The following is a 16,333-nucleotide window of genomic DNA, read 5'->3' on the forward strand; positions in this document are numbered from 1 at the left end:
TAATTACTTGATTACTTGCCATTTACGTTTGCAGGAAGCTTTCGGTGTGGGTGCGGACCCGCCAGCGCCGGTGCCAGCCGCTCCTGGCCCACGTACGCGTTCAGGCTCTTGCCCCGGCTGAAGCCCACGAGGGTTACACCGGTATCGGCCGCGAGGTCGGCTGCCAGGCTTGACGGCGCACTGACCGCTGCCAGGACCGGGATGCCGGCGAGTGCGGCCTTCTGGACGAGCTCGAACGACGCCCGGCCCGAGACCTGCAGGACCGTGCCTCGCAACGGGAGGAGCCCTTCGCGCAGTGCCCATCCGATCACCTTGTCCACGGCGTTGTGCCGGCCCACATCCTCACGGAGGCACAGCAGCTCAGCTGTACCGCCGTCGTCGATCCTGAACAGCCCTGCCGCGTGGACGCCGCCGGTCTTGTCGAACAGCGCCTGGGCTTCGCGCAGCTGTTCCGGCAGGCGCGCAAGCACGTCGACCGGCACGCGCAGCCGGTCCCCGTGCACGTCGTGGTTGAGGGTCTTGCGGACGGCCTCGATGGACGTGCTTCCACAGATCCCGCAGGAGCTGGAGGTGTAAACATGCCGCCCGGTGTCCGGAAGGACCAAGCCGGGACGGAACTGTGCTTCCACCACGTTGAAGGTCTGCCGGCCGGTTTCGTCCTCGCCGGCGCAGAAGCGGAGCGACACAAGGTCCTCCTGGCTGCGGATGATGCCTTCGGAGACGAGGAATCCGGCCACGAGGTCAAAGTCGTCGCCGGGGGTCCGCATCGTCACGGCAAAGGAGAGGTTTCCGAAGCGGATCTCCAGCGGTTCCTCGGCCGCCAGCACGTCCTCGCGCACGCGGACAGGGAATTCCATGGCGGCTTCGGAGCCGTCGAGCAGGTAGCGGTGCACCTTGCGGCGCTGGGTCAGGCGTGCCACTCCCTATTCCCCCCAGACCAAATCGCCGGGCAGCCGCGGCTGCAGCGGCGGGCACCAGGGGAGGGAAAAGGCCGGAACCGGCTCACCCAGCTGGGCGCCCCGGGACGGGACCACCATGACGCCGTCGGCGCTGGCGAGTCCGCGCATCATGCCGGGACCCGTGAAGTCGGCGGGAACCGCCAGGCCGTTGACCCAGCGGAACGGCAGAAGCCGGGTGGATGCCCGGTGGGCGTCAACGGTCGTGCCGCACAGCACCCGGCTGACGCCGGGCAGCGGCTGGTGGCCGAGGGCGGCCAGCAGGGGACCGCCAACGGTGAAGAGGGCCATCAGGGCGGCGAGCGGGTTGCCGGGAAGTCCGACGACGAAGCGGCCGTTGGGCAGTTTGCCCAGAGCCGCGGGATGGCCGGGCCGCATGGCGATGCCGTCAATGAGGAGCCGGCCGCCGAGCGCCGCTACGGCATTACGGAAATGGTCCGCGCCTGAGCGTCCTGTGCCGCCTGTGGTCACGACGACGTCGGGCCACTCGCCCATCGGGGCTTCGGACGCACCCAGGGCGGTGAGCCATTCCTCGTAGGAGTCCCCGATCCTGACCAGCGGCCCCGGCACACCTCCGAGCATCTGGATGACAGTGCTGAGCTGCGGTCCGAAGGCGTCCCTGACCTGTCCCGGCTCCGGGATCCTGGCCGTGACCACTTCCGAGCCGGTGACCAGCATCTTGACCAGCGGCTTGCGGCGCACCACCAGGTCGTCGAAGCCGGAGACGGCGGCCAGTGCGATGTGCGCAGGGTTCAGGGCCGTCCCGGCAGGGATCAGGACCTCGCCGGCCGCCGCTTCCTCGCCTGACTTGCGGATGTGCTGGCCCGGGCGGGGCTCGCCGGGGGTTGCCGCGTCGCCGAGCATCAGCAGGGCCCGGCCGGCTGAGGTGGTGAGCCTTCCGCTCTCGACGCGGAGCACCGCCTGTGTGCCCGGAGGGATGACGCCGCCTGTGACCACCGGGCTGGCCTCTCCGCTGTGGAGCGGCCGTCCCGGTTCCGTCAACGTCCAGGGGCCCTCACCGCTGACCGTCCAGCCGTCCATGGCGGATGAGGCGTAGTGGGGCAGCTCCTGAAGTGCGACGACGTCGGCCGCCAGCGTCCTTCCGCTCGCCTCGGCGAGCGGGACACGTTCCGGGCCCAGGGGGCCGGCACACTCGAAAGCCACACTGCGTGCCTCGGCCCAGGTGTGCTCTCGGTGAGTGGTGTGGTTGCTGTGAGCGATCTGCTCCGTGTGAGTGGCCCGCCCGGTGGCCCTGTCCGGCCTCTCGATGGCTTGAAGGGCTGGAGCTGTCACTGGTCGTTCCCTCGTTGGTGAAAATGCTTGCTGAAACGGGCGGCCGCCTGGCGGCGCGGCGCGGGCCAAGTTTGCGCAACGGGAAAGCCCGCCGCTGCTGTTCGTTTCCCGAAAGCGGTGCTTCGGCGCTTACCTCCCCAGGTATTTCAGGCCTCCGAAACACCGTTCACGGGAAACGAAACTGATTTATGCCCTCGACGCGGGCCCGGGCTCTGCGCCCTTGGCGGCCGCCCTGATATTCCAAATATATCTCACAGATATATCAGTGGGAAGGGGTAGAAGCCCCTGATTTTCCGCTGATTCAATTTGTGCCGGTTCCCGCCTTCTGGGGCTGGCTCTCGGGCGAGGTGTTTGGTGCCTAGGGAGCTTCACCCATGACGACGTCGCCGTTCTCCCGGCAGAACATGCGGCGGCCGCCCCCGTAGGTGCGGACCAGCCACAGGATGCCGCCGTCCTTGGTCAGATCATCGATCCAGCCGCTGTGGTGGTACCCGTACGACTCCAGAACGGTGACGAAATCGCCTCGCGTGAGCGTGGTCCAGTCCGCCACGACCTCGGCACCGGTGGACGGCGCCGAGGTACTGGGTGCCATGACTGCCGCGGTCATGGCGTGAGGACCGGCGTCCGGGCGCGGAGCTGGTCGCGCGCCGCCTCGGCGGTGTGGAGGAGCAGCAGCGCCGTGGTGACTGAGCCGACACCGCCGGGGACCGGCGTCAGTGCGGCGGCGACCGTACGGACGCTGGCTTCGTCGACGTCGCCGACGAGTGAGCCATCGGAAAGCACGTTCGTTCCCACGTCGATGACCACTGAATGTTCCGAAACGTCAGTTCCGGTGAGCAGCCCGGTGCGGCCGGCAGCCACAACCACCACGTCGGCAGCTTTGGTGTACTTCCCGAGGGGGCCGGACTTCGAGTGGCAGACGGTTGTGGTGGCGTCCTTCTGCAGCAGCAGCAGGGACAGCGGCTTGCCAACCACTGTGGAACGCCCGACCACCACCACGTTGCGGCCAGCCACCGGAATTTCGAAGTGGTCCAGGATTTCCACCACGGCGCGCGCCGTGGCCGGAGCGAAGGCACGTTCCCCGACGGCGAGAAGCCCCAGGCTCTGCGGGTTGGCGCCGTCGATGTCCTTTTCCGGGGAAATGTACTTGACCAGTTCCTGGGTCCTGACGCCCGGGGGCAGGGGAGTCTGCAGGATGATGCCGTTGACGGAAGGCTCGGCGCTGAGGTCCTTCAGAACTGTGATGAGCACCTGCTCGGTCGCGTCATGTCCGACGTCGATAATCCTGCAGTTGATGCCGGCCGCTTCCGCAGCGCGCTCGATGGAGCGCACGTACCAGTGCGTGGAGCTGTCCTCCGTCGCAACGACGACGGCCAGGGTTGGGCAGGAGCCCTCTTCGGCCAGTGCTTTGGCTTCAGTCTGGGCCTGCTGCTGGATCAGTTTGGCGAGAGGCTTGCCGGAGAGCAGTGAGGCCGTCATCGGAGGATCCTTTCCCGTACCTGGCGTGAGAGCGAGTCAGCTGCCAGCACAAGTTTTTCTTCGAGTCCGTCAGTTTGTTCAGCCAGTGCGGCGCGCGCCTGGGCATCCTTGATGGCGACGACGTTGATGTCGATGTTGACCCGGGCCGTGGTTGCGGCTGCCCTGGCCGCGTCGGCTGCCGCGGCGATGTCGCTGATGACATTGGGGTTGGCAATATCCAGCAGTTCTGCTGCGAGGTCCACGACGGCGGCCGACAGCCTGATCAGCTGTGCGGGCGGCTGGGCGGCCTGTTCCAGCGCGGCGTCGATGGCGGCTGCCCGCGCCGCACGCTCGGTGTCGCTTTCGGCGGGCAGCTTGTAGGAGGCGATCACGCCCTTGAAGACGGCTTCGTCGGCGTCGGCAAGGCCGAGCGTTTCCCCGACGAGCTGGTCGGCGGCGGCAATGATCCTGGACGTCGTCTCGGCGTGCTGCTCATATTTGCCGCCGGTGCTGAACCTTGCCACCATCGCCACCAGGGCCGCACCCTGCGCCGCGTGGAGCGCCGCGGCCGCGCCGCCGCCGGGGGTGGGCTGCCGGGCGGCAAGCCGGGCCAGGTAGTCATTAATTGTTTCTGAACCGATCATTTGTTCATTCCTGGTAGAAGCTAAAACGGAAAGGGGGCTGCACGCAGCCCGGCTCCCGTTGCGAGGATGAGCCGGGCTGCGTGCCCCCCAGTGGGCCCTGCGGGCTGGTTAGCCGCGGAGCCGGGTCATTTTCGGGTCGTACAGCGGCTCTTCCGAAACGGTGGCCGCGATACGACGTCCGAAGTATTCGATCTCGACGGAGTCGCCCACCGAGACGGCGCCCGGCAGGTAGGCGTAGGCAATCGGCTTGGCCACGGTGTATCCGTAGGCGGCGCTGGTCACGTAGCCAACCGCCTGCTCCTTGTAGAAGACAGGTTCCTTGCCGAGGACGATGGACCGGCCGTCGTCGATGGTCAGGCAGCGCAGCCGGCGGGCCGAGCCCTCCTCGGTCCGGCCTTCGAGCGCGCCCTTGCCGATGAAGCTCTCCTTGGCCATCTTCACGGCGAAGCCAAGGCCTGCCTCGAAGGGGTCGTGCTCCGTGGTCATGTCCGTACCCCAGGAGCGGTAGCCCTTCTCGAGCCGCAGCGAGCTGAACGCTGCCCGTCCGGCGGCGATTACTCCGAAGGGCTGTCCCGCCTGCCAGAGCGCATCCCACAGCCGCTGTCCGTTGTCGGCGCTCGTGTAGAGCTCCCAGCCGAGCTCTCCGACGTAGGACAGGCGCATGGCCGTAACGGGGACCCCGCCGATGACGACGTTCTTGGACCGGAAGTACTTCAGGCCGTCGTTGGAGAAGTCATCGTTGCTGACCTTGCCGACCAGGTCGCGTGCCAAGGGACCCCAGAGGCCGATGCAGCACGTGCCGCCCGTGGTGTCGCGCACCTGGACCCAGTCAGAGGCGGAGCCGCTCTGCGTCTGGTGCCGGGCCGCCCTCGTGAAGTAGGCGGTGTCGATGTTGCCGTTGGCGCCGAGCTGAAAGGTGTCCTCGCTCAGGCGGGCCACCGTGATGTCGCTTCGGACGCCGCCGGCGTGGTCGAGCAGCAGGGTGTAGGTGACCGCACCCGGCTTCTTGGCCAGGTCCGCCGTCGTCAGTTCCTGCAGGAGCTTGAGGGCGCCCGGGCCGGAAACCTCGAGGCGCTTGAGCGGGGTCATGTCGTACATGGCCACGGCCGTGCGGGTCTTCCACGCTTCGGCGGCGGCGATCGGGGAGCTGAACATTCCGGACCAGGCGTCACGGGCCGGCGGCAGCCATTCGGCCGGCATCTCCTTGAGGAGGGCGGCGTTGGACTCGAACCAGTACGGCCGCTCCCAGCCGCCGGACTCCAGGAAGAACGCGCCGAGCTCCCTGTGCCGGGCGTGGAACGGGCTGACGCGAAGGTTGCGCGGGGACAGCTTGGGCTGGAGTGGGTGCAGCACGTCGTAGATTTCCACGAAGTTCTGCTGCGAGGTTTCGCTGACGTACTCGGGGGTGAGCTGGACGTCCTCGAAGCGGGTGATGTCGCACTCGCCCAGGTCGGTTTCGGACTTGCCCGTGGTGAGCAGCTCCGCCATGGCCTTGGCCACGCCGGCGGAGTGCGTCACCCACACGGCCTCGGCGACGTAGAAGCCGTCGAGCTCCTTGGACTCGCCAAGGAGCGGCCCGCCGTCGGGGGTGAAGGAGAAGATCCCGTTGAAGCCGTCCTCGATTTCGCTTTCCGCCAGTGCGGGCAGGAGCTGCTTCGTGGCCTCCCAGGCCGGCAGGAAGTCCTCCAGGGTGAAGTCCAGGCGGGAGGGCATGTTGTGTTCGCTGACCGTCTCCGGGGCGTACGTGCCCAGGGCGTCGACGTCGACCGGCATGGGGCGGTGGGCGTAGGAGCCGATGCCGTAGCGCTCGCCGTGTTCGCGGTAGTAGAGGTCCTGGTCCTGGTGGCGCAGGATAGGCAGCTGGGCGCCGTTGGGCAGTTCGTTCTTGCCCTTCTGGGCCGGCACCGGGGTGGTCTTGACGTACTGGTGGGCCAGCGGGAGCAGCGGAACGGACATGCCGATCATGGCACCGATCTTTGCACCCCAGAACCCGGCGCAGGAGATGACGATGTCGGCCGGCACTACGCCTTCGGCGGTCTCGACGCCGGTGACCCGGCCGCCGGACTGCTCGATTCCCGTCACGGTGGTGGAGCCGCGGTACTTGACGCCCGCCGCCTCGGTGCGCTTGATCAGCAGCTGCACGGCGCGCGCCGCGCTGGCCAGGCCGTCGCTGGGAACGTGCAGGCCGCCCAGGATGTTCTCGTCATCCAGGAGCGGGTAGAGCTCCTTGCATTCGGTGGCGGAGAGGATCCGTCCGTCGATGCCCCACGAGGCGGCGTAGCCCAGCTTGCGCTTGAGGTCAGCGAGGCGGGTTTCCGTGGTGGCGACTTCCAGGCCGCCCACCTGGTTGAAGCAGCTGACGCCGTCCTCGGTCAGGGACAGCAGCTTTTCCACCGTGTACTTGGCGAAGGATGCCATGGTCTTGGAGGGGTTGGTCTGGAAGACCAGGCCCGGAGCGTGCGAGGTGGAGCCGCCGGGCATGTTCAGTGGCCCCTGGTCCAGGACCGTGATGTTGTTCCAGCCCCGCGCGACCAGTTCGTCGGCGAGGTTTGTTCCGACGATGCCGGCTCCGATGATGACAATACGTGGCGTGGATGCCATGTGCTTTCTCCTGCTGAATAGTTTGGTGGGCTGCTGCGGCCTGTTGCCGGCTGCTTAGCGGAAGACGATGGTGCTGGCCTGGTCAATCAGCACGCGGTGCTCGCAGTGCCAACGGACGGCGCGGGCAAGTGCCAGGGCTTCCGCGTCCTGCCCGACCGTGGAGAGCGTGCCTGGTCCGAAGCTGTGGTCCACGCGGATGACTTCCTGCTCGATGATCGGGCCCTCGTCGAGGTCTGCCGTGACGTAGTGGGCGGTGGCGCCCACCAGCTTGACGCCGCGGTCGTAGGCCTGGTGGTAGGGGCGTGCTCCCTTGAACCCCGGCAGGAACGAGTGGTGGATGTTGATGGCCCTGCCCTCGAGGGACCGGCACAGGTCATCGGAAAGCACCTGCATGTACCGGGCCAGGACGACGAGGTCGATGTTGTACTGGTCGACGAGTTCGAGCAGGCGCCGCTCGGCGTCCGCCTTGGTCTCCGGAGTCACGGGGATGTGCACGAAAGGAAGGCCTGCGGCCTCGGCCATGGCCCGGTGCGTCTCGTGGTTGGAAACCACCAGGGCCAGCTCGCCGCCGAGGCTGCCGCCGCGCCAGCGGAAAATCAGGTCGTTGAGGCAGTGCCCGAACTTGGACACCATGACCAGAACGCGCTGCTTGGTCTCGTCGTGGACGCTGAACTTCATGTCAAAGCGTTCCGCGATGGGCCGGAACTCGTCTTCGAGCTTCTGCAGCTCGTACCCGGTTGCGCCGGAGAAGGCCGTGCGCAGGTGCAGGGTCTGGCGGAGGCCGTCGTCGAACTGCTGGTGCTCTTCGATGTTGAACCCGCGCTCGAACAGGAAGGTGGTCACGGCCTGGACGATGCCGGCACGCTGTGCGCACGACAGTGTGAGCACGAACTTGCCGGTCTTGGTTTCTGCAGCGGCTTCCGTCTGCGGCGCCGGGCTGCTTTTAGTGGCTGTATCCACAACGGTCATCTCTAATCCTTTAGATATATGGTTGATCACCTTATTGATATATCAGGGCTGATGGCCAGCGTATACTGGTGTGCGGATGAGGTCAATAGTCGAATGTTGGCCCATAGGAGAGGCGGAGCGGTGGCGTTTGAAGCTTTGGCGACGACGGAGGCCGGAGGCTCGAGGTCGCTGGCCGATGTGGCCTATGAACGGATACGTGACAGGCTGCTGACCCTGGAGATCCGGCCCGGAGATCCGCTCTATGACGAGGGGATCGCCAAGGAGCTCGGCGTGGGGCGCACCCCCGTCCGGGAGGCGCTGAAACGGCTTGAAGTGGACCGGCTCGTGGTGACGTATCCACGGCGCGGCACGTTCGCAACGCGCGTGGAGGTCACCGACCTCGCCTTTATCTCGGAAATCCGTGCGCAGCTCGAGCCTCTGGCGGCTGCCCGGGCTGCGCGTGTGGCCACCCCGGCCGTGCGGGACCGCCTCCGCCTCATCGTGGAGGAAGTGAAGGCCTTCGATGTTGACAGCGCATCCGTCGTGGAGACCCTGCGCCTGGATGCCAGGGTGCACCAGGGAATCTACGCCGCCGCGGCAAACCCGCACCTGGAAGACGCCCTGATCCGCTATGACAACCTGGCAACGCGCATCTGGTGCATGGTGCTCGACCGCCTGCCGAACCTTTCCGGGCACGTGCACGAGCACGTTGACCTGCTGGAAGCGGTGATCGACGGCGACGAGGCCCGGGCGGCAGAGATGGCCCGCGCCCACGTGGACGGCTTTGAAAAGGCCGTGCGCACCGCCCTGTTTGCTGCCTGACCAGCCAGCCCTGTCCGCACCTGAATGCCGCCCATAAAGCAGTGTCCCCGTCGTTCTCACGACGGGGACACTGCTTTATGCTCGCGTGGGCCTAGCGCCACGCCTGCTGGGAAGCGACGAGCTCGTGCGCCTCCTCTACCGTGTCCACGCTCGGCATGGAGCCCGGCAGCGGCCGGCGGGCGGATTCACGCAGGAAGTAGATGGCAATCGCCCCAATGACCGACGTCGCCATCAGGTAGTACGCGGGGGCCATGTCGTCGCCCGTGGCCTCGATCAGGGCCTGGATGAGGAACGGGGTTGTTCCGCCGAAAATGGCCACCGAGAAGTTGTAGGCGATGCCCATGCTGCTGTAGCGGACCGAAGTGGGGAACAGTGCAGGCAGCGCCGAGGCGAGGTTGGCCACGTAGAACGTCACGGGGAAGGCGACCAGGGCGAGGCCGGCCAGCGTGGACCAGGTCTCGCCGATGCCGATCAGGGTGAAGGCGGGGACGGCGAACAGGATTGTGCTTCCGGCGCCGATCCACAGCACGGGACGCCTTCCGATGCGGTCCGAAAGCTTGCCGGTGAGCGGGATGCACAGCGCCATGACCACCAGCACCGGAATGGTCAGCAGGGTTCCGTGCACGGGGTCGTAGCCCTTGGATTCCGTCAGGTAGGTCGGCATGTAGGACGTCAGCGCATATCCGACGGTGTTGGCGGCGCCGGCGAGGATCATCGCCAGCACGATCGGGCGCCAGTATGCAGCGATGATGCCCACGGGGCCCTTGGCAACAGCCGCATCGCCGGAGGCGGCTTCGACGGCGGCCGACTCCTGCGCGTTCAGGGCTGCCTGGAACTGGGGGGACTCTTCGATCCTGTTCCGGAAATAGATGGCCACCAGGCCCAGCGGCCCGGCCACCAGGAACGGCAGCCGCCAGCCCCATTCCTCCATCGCGGCTTCGCCGAGGGTGATCTGCAGGACTGAGACGGTGGCAGCGCCCAGGGCGAAGCCGATGTAGGAACCCATGTCCAGGAAGCTGGCAAAGTACCCGCGCCGCTTGTCGGGCGCGTATTCACACAGGAACGTGGTGGCGCCGGCGTATTCCCCGCCGGTGGAGAAGCCCTGCACGAGCTTCAGGAGCACCAGCAGCGCGGCGGCCCAGACGCCGATCTGTGCGTAGCCGGGCAGCAGGCCGACGGCGAAGGTGCTGGCCGCCATCAGCATCAGTGTGGCCGCGAGGACTTTCTGCCGCCCCACCTTGTCGCCAAGCCAGCCAAACACGACGCCGCCGATCGGGCGGGCGATGAAGGTGGCCGCGAACGTGCCGAGCAGGAACAGCGTCTGGACGGTCCTGTCTGCCTCCGGCAGGAACACCGGGCCCATGGTGGTGATCAGGTAGCCGAACACGCCGACGTCGTACCACTCCATGGTGTTGCCCACCACTGTGCCGCCGAGGGCCTTCTTGAGCATCCGCTGGTCCACGACGTTTACGTCGGACGCCGTGAGCCGGCGGGAGGCCTGTCTATCCTTACTGCTTGGCTCGGTTGTGACATCACCTTTGATTGTCATAAGGGGTTCCTTACTGGGTATTGACGGGACGGACGTGCAGCGAGCTGCGGCCCCGCGGACAGGTTCGGCTGGTCCTCGGACTCCAGGGTTGGGGAAGCCGCCGTCCGGGACTATGACTTTCTATATGGGACCGGCACTGCGGCCGGGGGCGGGTCAAGGGATCCAGTGCGAAGAATGGGCCCGCCTGCTTGCAGCTAACGCCGCCGGGAGAGCGGACTCGTAGGCTGGCAGGGCGTGGGCAAGAAGCACCTTGTTCGTCAGGAGGTGCGTGAGCACGTGTGATCCTCTCGTGTTCCGCATGAATCAACAGGGTTCGGTTTATGCAACAGAGTGCGTCAGCTCACAGTCATTGTCAAGAACATGACTTTCGACGGCGCGGCCATCTGAAGGGTGAATTTCGCACCACCTGCCCGTTTGGGTAGGCGCTACCGCCCGATCGTGACATTGCGCGCGTCCGGGACCGCGGGGGACGATGGAAGGCAGCATGTTCGGATGAGATCGGCACCGCAGGGGGCGGTGCCTCGGGTGGTCCGAGATCGCTTCTGCCCCTGCCGGCCGGTGCCCTCAGTCCCGGCCCGGCAACAGCTTTTCCCCCAAAGGAGTTCCGTGTCTTCGAATCCGATTCGTGTAGCTATTGTCGGTGTGGGTAACTGTGCCGCTTCGCTGGTTCAGGGTGTCCATTACTACCGGGATGCTGACCCGCGGGCCACGATTCCGGGTCTGATGCATGTGGAGTTCGGCAGGTACCACGTCCGTGATGTGCAGTTTGTGGCCGCGTTTGATGTGGACGGCAAGAAGGTCGGGCATGACCTGGCGGATGCGATCCTGGCCAGTGAGAACAACACGATCAAGCTGGCGGAGGTCCCGCCGACCGGTGTCACGGTGCAGCGCGGCCACACCCTGGACGGCCTGGGCCGGTACTACCTTGAGACCATTGAGCAGTCCACCGAGGAGCCTGTTGACGTGGTCCAGGCGCTGAAGGACGCGCAGGTGGATGTCATGGTGTGCTACCTGCCGGTGGGGTCGCAGGAGGCTGCGGAGTTCTATGCGCAGTGCGCGATTGATGCCGGGGTGGCGTTCGTGAACGCTTTGCCGGTGTTCATTGCGGGCACCAAGGAGTGGGCGGATAAGTTCACCGCAGCCGGTGTCCCGATCGTGGGTGATGACATCAAGAGCCAGATCGGGGCCACCATCACGCACCGCGTCATGGCGAAGCTGTTCGAGGACCGGGGTGTCACCCTGGACCGGACGTACCAGCTGAACGTGGGCGGGAACATGGACTTCAAGAACATGCTGGAGCGTGACCGGCTGGAGTCGAAGAAGATTTCCAAGACCCAGGCCGTGACCTCGAACGTCGAGGCCGAGCTGTCGGCCAAGGATGTGCACATCGGTCCGTCCGATTATGTGCAGTGGCTTGATGACCGGAAGTGGGCGTTTGTGCGCCTGGAGGGCCGGAACTTCGGTGACGCGCCGGTGTCTTTGGAGTACAAGCTGGAGGTGTGGGACTCGCCGAACTCGGCCGGTGTGATCATTGATGCGATCCGTGCGGCGAAGATCGGCCTGGACCGGGGCATCGGCGGTCCGCTGGTCTCGGCGTCGAGCTACTTCATGAAGTCCCCGCCGGAGCAGTTCAACGACGACCTCGCCCGCGAAAAGGTCGAGGCCTTTATCCGCGGCGACCTCGACCGCTAAGACCCTTCCCGACGCTCTATCACTTCCTGCAGGTTTCAGGCCGACGCCCTACCACTCCCTGCAGGTTTTGACACGATGCTCTCTCACCTCCGGGCGGGGGAGCATCTACCGGTGACTTACGCCGCCACGCCTTGTAAGGTCGGGGCACCAGCTTCGAGATGAAGCCTCAACGGGTACCCAGCAAGGAGAGAGATCATGGCCGGCGACGATGAAATGCAGATCCTGAGTGCGTGGTACGAGCAGCTGGCGAGGGCGTTGCAGATCCCGTCCCTCGACGTCGATCAGGAGCTGTTGCTGGATCTGGCGAGGAAGTCCGCCGATTCAGTGATTCATGCTGCGGCACCCGTGACAGCGTTCATGGTGGGATACGTGGCGGGGCAGGAAACCGCACCCGAGAAGGCCGGTTCCGAGGCCTCCAGGAACGCGACAGCCCGGGCCGCAGAAATCGCATTCGAGCTGTGCCGGAACTGGACGGACGGCAGGACCGGCGGGGCGGCGTCGCAATAGTCGGTCGGTCCCGTCAGTCAGTGGGTGGCATTAGTCAGTCGGTCTCAGGGCCGGAACAGAAAAAGCACCCGTGGTAGTCGCAGTCATCCAGTGCGCGGTCTTCGCCACGTTCGATTTCTACATCCGCCATTGTGGACGCTGTTAGGGCCATGTGGGTGCCTTTCTAATTAAGACGCGTTGGGACGCGCCCGTCGGTAGGGAGAGGGTCAGCCGCCCGCGAAGGGCGGGAGGACGTCCAGTACGTCTTCCGGGCCGAGTGCTATCGAACGGTCGCGGACAGCGACTTCGTTCCGGAGAAAGCTGCTCCTGGTCAGGAGCCTGTTCAGCTCCGGTGTGCCGGCCGGTGGCCGGGGCCGGTTTGCCGCGACGATTTCGGACAGGAGGTCGTCCAGTGTTGAGCCGGGGGCGAGGCGGTAATGTTCCTCCGTGGTGCCGGCAGCGGCCGCCGCAGCGGCAAAGTAACGTACCAGTACTGCCAAGTCAGCCTCCGATGGCGCTCATAGTGCGGTCCGGCTGGACGAAGTCGTCTGCATCCAGCCCTGTCTGTTCCCTGCCGTGCGCCTTCGGTTTGGCCCACATGGCATCCTCCCAGCGGCGCGCCAGTTCGTCGTCGGACGCACCTGCCCGCAGGAGGCCCAGAAGGTCGAACTCCTGGCGGGAGAAGAGGCAGCTCATGATCGTGCCCTCGGCCGTGATTCGGGTTCGCCGGCAGTCCGAGCAGAACGGCTCCGTGACGGAGGCGATGATTCCCACCGTGCCCAGCACGGGGCCGGCGGTTCCTTCGGTGAGCGGGTTCCGGCGCTGAACGCGGAAGCGTTCGGCGGGTGCGCCGTCGCGCTCCCCGGGATCGCGGGAGAGCACGAACTCGGTGGCCAGAAGCTCCCGGATTTCCGCTGCGGTGATCATCTCTCGCCGGGACCAGCCGTGGTCGGCGTCGAGCGGCATTTGTTCGATGAACCGCAGCTCATGGCCGCTCCCAAGGGCCCATGCCAGCAGCCCTGCTGCTTCGCCGTCGTTGATGCCCCGCATGAGCACGGCGTTGATCTTGACCGGGCCGAGGCCCGCGGCCGAGGCTGCCTGGACGCCGGCCAGCACGCGGTTCAGGTAGGGGCGCCGGGTGATCTTGGCGAAGGTTTCTTCGTGCAGGGAATCAAGGGAGACATTGATCCGCGTGAGGCCCGCGTCCTTCAGTGCCTGCGCTTTCCTGTCCAGCCCCACCGCATTGGTTGTCATGGAAATGGGAAGATCCGGATGGCGGCCGCGGAGTGCCCTGACGATCTCCACGAGGTCGCCCCGGACCAGCGGTTCACCGCCTGTCAGGCGAAGTTCCCTGACGCCCAGATGCCCGACGCCGATCCCCACGATCCGTACGATCTCTGCAGCGGTAATTACGGCCGGCTGGGGGAGCCACTCCAGGCCTTCGGCAGGCATGCAGTACGTGCAGCGCAGGTTGCATTTGTCCGTCACCGACAGCCGCATGTCAGTGGCACGCCGGCCGAAACGGTCGAACAGTCCCGAGGGCTGTCCGGCCGGCCGCTGCGGCGGTGCCTGCAGGAGGCTGGTTCTGGGGACTTCCTTGCGCAGGACAGGCAAGCCCAGCTGGACGGTCATGAGTTTGAGGTTCCCTTTCCGGGGTGGCGTTTTTGGATGAGTGTGAAAGCGGCCGGATCCCGGTGATACCGGGGTCCGGCCGCTCTTTTTTCAGTGTTTTCCGTGCCTAGTGGTGCTTGTCCCCGCTGGGATCAAGCTCACCCTTGGCGCACCGTTCATCGCATTCGTGCTTGGTCACAAGATCGAACTGGACGCCTCCGTGCTTTTCCACCCCGCTCCGGATGGAGCGCTCGACGACGGATGTAACCAGCCGGCTCCGCAGTGACAGCGGGTCCCTGCGCAGGTCCCTCGTGAGGGCAAAGCACATCAGGAACATCACGATGACGAAGGGCAGCGCGGACACGATGGTTATCCGCTGCAGTCCGGAGAGCGCCTCGGCGGGCTTGTCACCGCCGGCGAGCAGCATCACTGCGGCGACGGCGCCGGTGAGGGTGCCCCAGAAGATAACGACGCCGCGGCGCGGTTCTTCAGCACCGTCGGAGCTGAGCGAGCCCATCACGATGGAGGCTGCGTCGGCGCCCGTGACGAAGAAGATGGCCACCAGGACCATCGCCAGGACGGACACCGCGGCGGCGATGACCGTGGGCAGGGACAGGTTGTGCAGCAGGTCGAACAGGGCACCGTCGAAGGAAATCGAGGGAGTCCCGTCCACGATCGTGGCCAGGCCGTCGCCGGCATCCGGGGTGGCATCTGCCGCGGACTGGATGTTGACGGCGGCACCGCCGAAGACGCCGAACCAGATCACGCTGACGATGCTGGGGACCAGCAGGACGCCGGTGACGAACTGGCGGATGGTGCGGCCGCGGCTGATGCGGGCGATGAACAGGCCTACGAAGGGGGTCCAGGAAACCCACCAGGCCCAGTAGAAGATGGTCCAGCCGGACATCCACGTGCGCAAGGCGTCGTCGCCGACGGCCTCGGTCCGGGAAGCCATCTCGGCCAGGTCCCGAGCATAGTCGCCGACTGCAGCCGGGATCAGGTTCAGGATGAAGAGCGTGGGCCCGGCAACGAACACGATGACGGCCAGGACCGCAGCCAGGACCATGTTGATGTTGGACAGCCACTGGATGCCGCGGCTGATTCCGGAGACCGCCGAGGCCACGAAGCAGGCTGTGAGCACGGCAACGATCACCACGAGCACGGGGGTGGCGAGCTGGCCGCCGATCCAGCCGTTGGAGGCCATGCCGCTGCCGATCTGCAGGGCTCCGAGTCCGAGCGATGCTGCCGTTCCGAACAGCGTGGCGAAGATGGCCAGCATGTTGATGAGCTTGCCGAGGGGGCCGTCCACGCGCTTGATGCCGAACAGGGACGTGAAGATGCTGGAAACGAGCTGCTTCCGGCCCAGGCGGTAGGTGCCGTAGGCCATGGCAACGCCCACCACCGCATACATGGCCCACGGGTGCAGGGTCCAGTGGAAGATTGAGGTTGCCATCGCGGTCTGGATGGCCGCGGGCGTCTGGCCGTCAACCGTGCCCGGCGGCGGGGAGATGTAGTGGTAAAGCGGTTCGGCCACGCCGTAGAACATCAGGCCGATGCCCATGCCTGCGGCGAACATCATGGAGACCCACGAGACCATGGAGTACTCGGGCTTTTCCGCGTCTTTGCCCAGCGGAATGTTTCCGAAGCGGCTCAGCGCCAGCCACAGCACGTAGACCACGAACAGGGAGGAGAGGGCGACGAACAGCCAGCCGGTGTTTTTCATGACCCAGTCCAGGACCACTTGGGACGTGGAGGCCAGGTTCTCCCTGCCGGCAAATCCCCAGATAACAAAGGCGAGCGTGAGCAGTCCGGCGACGCCGAAGACTACCTTGTCGATGCCTCCCTTGCGGAACAGCTGGCTGCTGCGGCGTGCTTCTTCATGTTCTGATTCGGTTTCCCGGAGGGCCTGAAGGATTTGCAGGTCTTCCTGGGGAGGAACAGGTTCCCGTTCCAAGGTCGGTTCCACCCCCGAGGCCCGACCGTCTTCACTGCTTTCATCGATAGTGACGTCACTATTGATTGTCATAAGGGGTTTCCTTATCTGGATTTGGGGCGGCACAGCTGCTGCCGGCTGTCACGCCGGCGGCAGGTTGGCTCATCCTCGGATTCGATTGTCGCCATCGACAATCTTGGTTACGTGTATGCGGAGCGGCAGTTCCGTCGGGGGAGGAGCGACGGATCCTCTCGTTTGCACCGTTCCGCGATAATCAACGCGTTTCGTCCACAGCAACAGAGTGCTTTACGTCACAACGCTATGTCAAGACCCTGCTGTT

General features: G+C 65.8%; 14 protein-coding genes. 3 read left to right on the forward strand and 11 right to left on the reverse strand.

Annotated features, from left to right (window positions below; all coding sequences use genetic code 11):
- Positions 1-11 precede the first annotated feature (11 nt).
- From fdhD to purU, 7 genes are all read right to left on the reverse strand, one after another.
- Entirely contained in the window at positions 12-920 is a 909-nt protein-coding gene (fdhD, locus tag ACFTR6_RS04970) for a formate dehydrogenase accessory sulfurtransferase FdhD (RefSeq protein WP_377957091.1), read from the reverse strand.
- 3 nt (positions 921-923) lie between these two features.
- A complete protein-coding gene (locus tag ACFTR6_RS04975) occupies positions 924-2,249 on the reverse strand; it encodes a molybdopterin molybdotransferase MoeA (RefSeq protein ID WP_377957092.1) in 1,326 nt (441 codons plus the stop codon).
- A gap of 358 nt (positions 2,250-2,607) precedes the next feature.
- Positions 2,608-2,856 (reverse strand): hypothetical protein, encoded by a 249-nt coding sequence (locus ACFTR6_RS04980; protein WP_377957093.1) that lies wholly within the window; start codon positions 2,854-2,856, stop codon positions 2,608-2,610.
- On the reverse strand, positions 2,853-3,728 hold the full coding sequence (locus ACFTR6_RS04985) for a bifunctional 5,10-methylenetetrahydrofolate dehydrogenase/5,10-methenyltetrahydrofolate cyclohydrolase (protein WP_076799948.1): 876 nt from the start codon (positions 3,726-3,728) through the stop codon (positions 2,853-2,855). Before ACFTR6_RS04985 ends, ACFTR6_RS04980 begins: the two co-directional genes overlap by 4 nt.
- Positions 3,725-4,351, reverse strand: a complete 627-nt coding sequence (locus ACFTR6_RS04990; RefSeq protein WP_377957094.1) for a cyclodeaminase/cyclohydrolase family protein — start codon at positions 4,349-4,351, stop codon at positions 3,725-3,727. Before ACFTR6_RS04990 ends, ACFTR6_RS04985 begins: the two co-directional genes overlap by 4 nt.
- A 108-nt stretch (positions 4,352-4,459) precedes the next feature.
- Positions 4,460-6,952, reverse strand: a complete 2,493-nt coding sequence (locus tag ACFTR6_RS04995) for an FAD-dependent oxidoreductase (RefSeq protein ID WP_377957095.1) — start codon at positions 6,950-6,952, stop codon at positions 4,460-4,462.
- Between the two features lie 54 nt (positions 6,953-7,006).
- On the reverse strand, positions 7,007-7,921 hold the full coding sequence (purU, locus tag ACFTR6_RS05000; protein ID WP_377957096.1) for a formyltetrahydrofolate deformylase: 915 nt from the start codon (positions 7,919-7,921) through the stop codon (positions 7,007-7,009).
- Between the two features lie 120 nt (positions 7,922-8,041).
- Here purU and ACFTR6_RS05005 point away from each other — a divergent pair, with 120 nt between their 5' ends.
- Entirely contained in the window at positions 8,042-8,722 is a 681-nt protein-coding gene (locus ACFTR6_RS05005; RefSeq protein ID WP_087874018.1) for a GntR family transcriptional regulator, read from the forward strand.
- A 91-nt stretch (positions 8,723-8,813) separates the two neighbouring features.
- Here ACFTR6_RS05005 and ACFTR6_RS05010 read toward each other — a convergent pair whose 3' ends face one another.
- Entirely contained in the window at positions 8,814-10,271 is a 1,458-nt protein-coding gene (locus ACFTR6_RS05010; protein ID WP_087874017.1) for an MFS transporter, read from the reverse strand.
- 606 nt (positions 10,272-10,877) lie between these two features.
- On the opposite strand from ACFTR6_RS05010, the gene ACFTR6_RS05015 reads away from it, so the two are divergent.
- Entirely contained in the window at positions 10,878-11,963 is a 1,086-nt protein-coding gene (locus tag ACFTR6_RS05015; protein ID WP_076799957.1) for an inositol-3-phosphate synthase, read from the forward strand.
- 195 nt (positions 11,964-12,158) lie between these two features.
- Positions 12,159-12,470: a DUF6457 domain-containing protein gene (locus ACFTR6_RS05020; RefSeq protein ID WP_076799958.1), complete on the forward strand. Its 312-nt coding sequence runs from the start codon at positions 12,159-12,161 to the stop codon at positions 12,468-12,470.
- Between the two features lie 206 nt (positions 12,471-12,676).
- Here ACFTR6_RS05020 and ACFTR6_RS05025 read toward each other — a convergent pair whose 3' ends face one another.
- From ACFTR6_RS05025 to ACFTR6_RS05035, 3 genes are all read right to left on the reverse strand, one after another.
- Positions 12,677-12,949 (reverse strand): MoaD/ThiS family protein, encoded by a 273-nt coding sequence (locus tag ACFTR6_RS05025; protein ID WP_377957097.1) that lies wholly within the window; start codon positions 12,947-12,949, stop codon positions 12,677-12,679.
- Between the two features lies 1 nt (position 12,950).
- Positions 12,951-14,081: a GTP 3',8-cyclase MoaA gene (moaA, locus tag ACFTR6_RS05030; RefSeq protein WP_377957098.1), complete on the reverse strand. Its 1,131-nt coding sequence runs from the start codon at positions 14,079-14,081 to the stop codon at positions 12,951-12,953.
- A 106-nt stretch (positions 14,082-14,187) separates the two neighbouring features.
- Complete coding sequence (locus tag ACFTR6_RS05035) at positions 14,188-16,086, reverse strand: BCCT family transporter (protein WP_076799962.1); 1,899 nt, start codon at positions 16,084-16,086, stop codon at positions 14,188-14,190.
- Positions 16,087-16,333 lie beyond the last annotated feature (247 nt).

Source organism: Arthrobacter sp. NPDC057009 (genome assembly GCF_042673905.1).
In the GTDB taxonomy this organism is placed as follows: Bacteria; Actinomycetota; Actinomycetes; order Actinomycetales; family Micrococcaceae; genus Arthrobacter.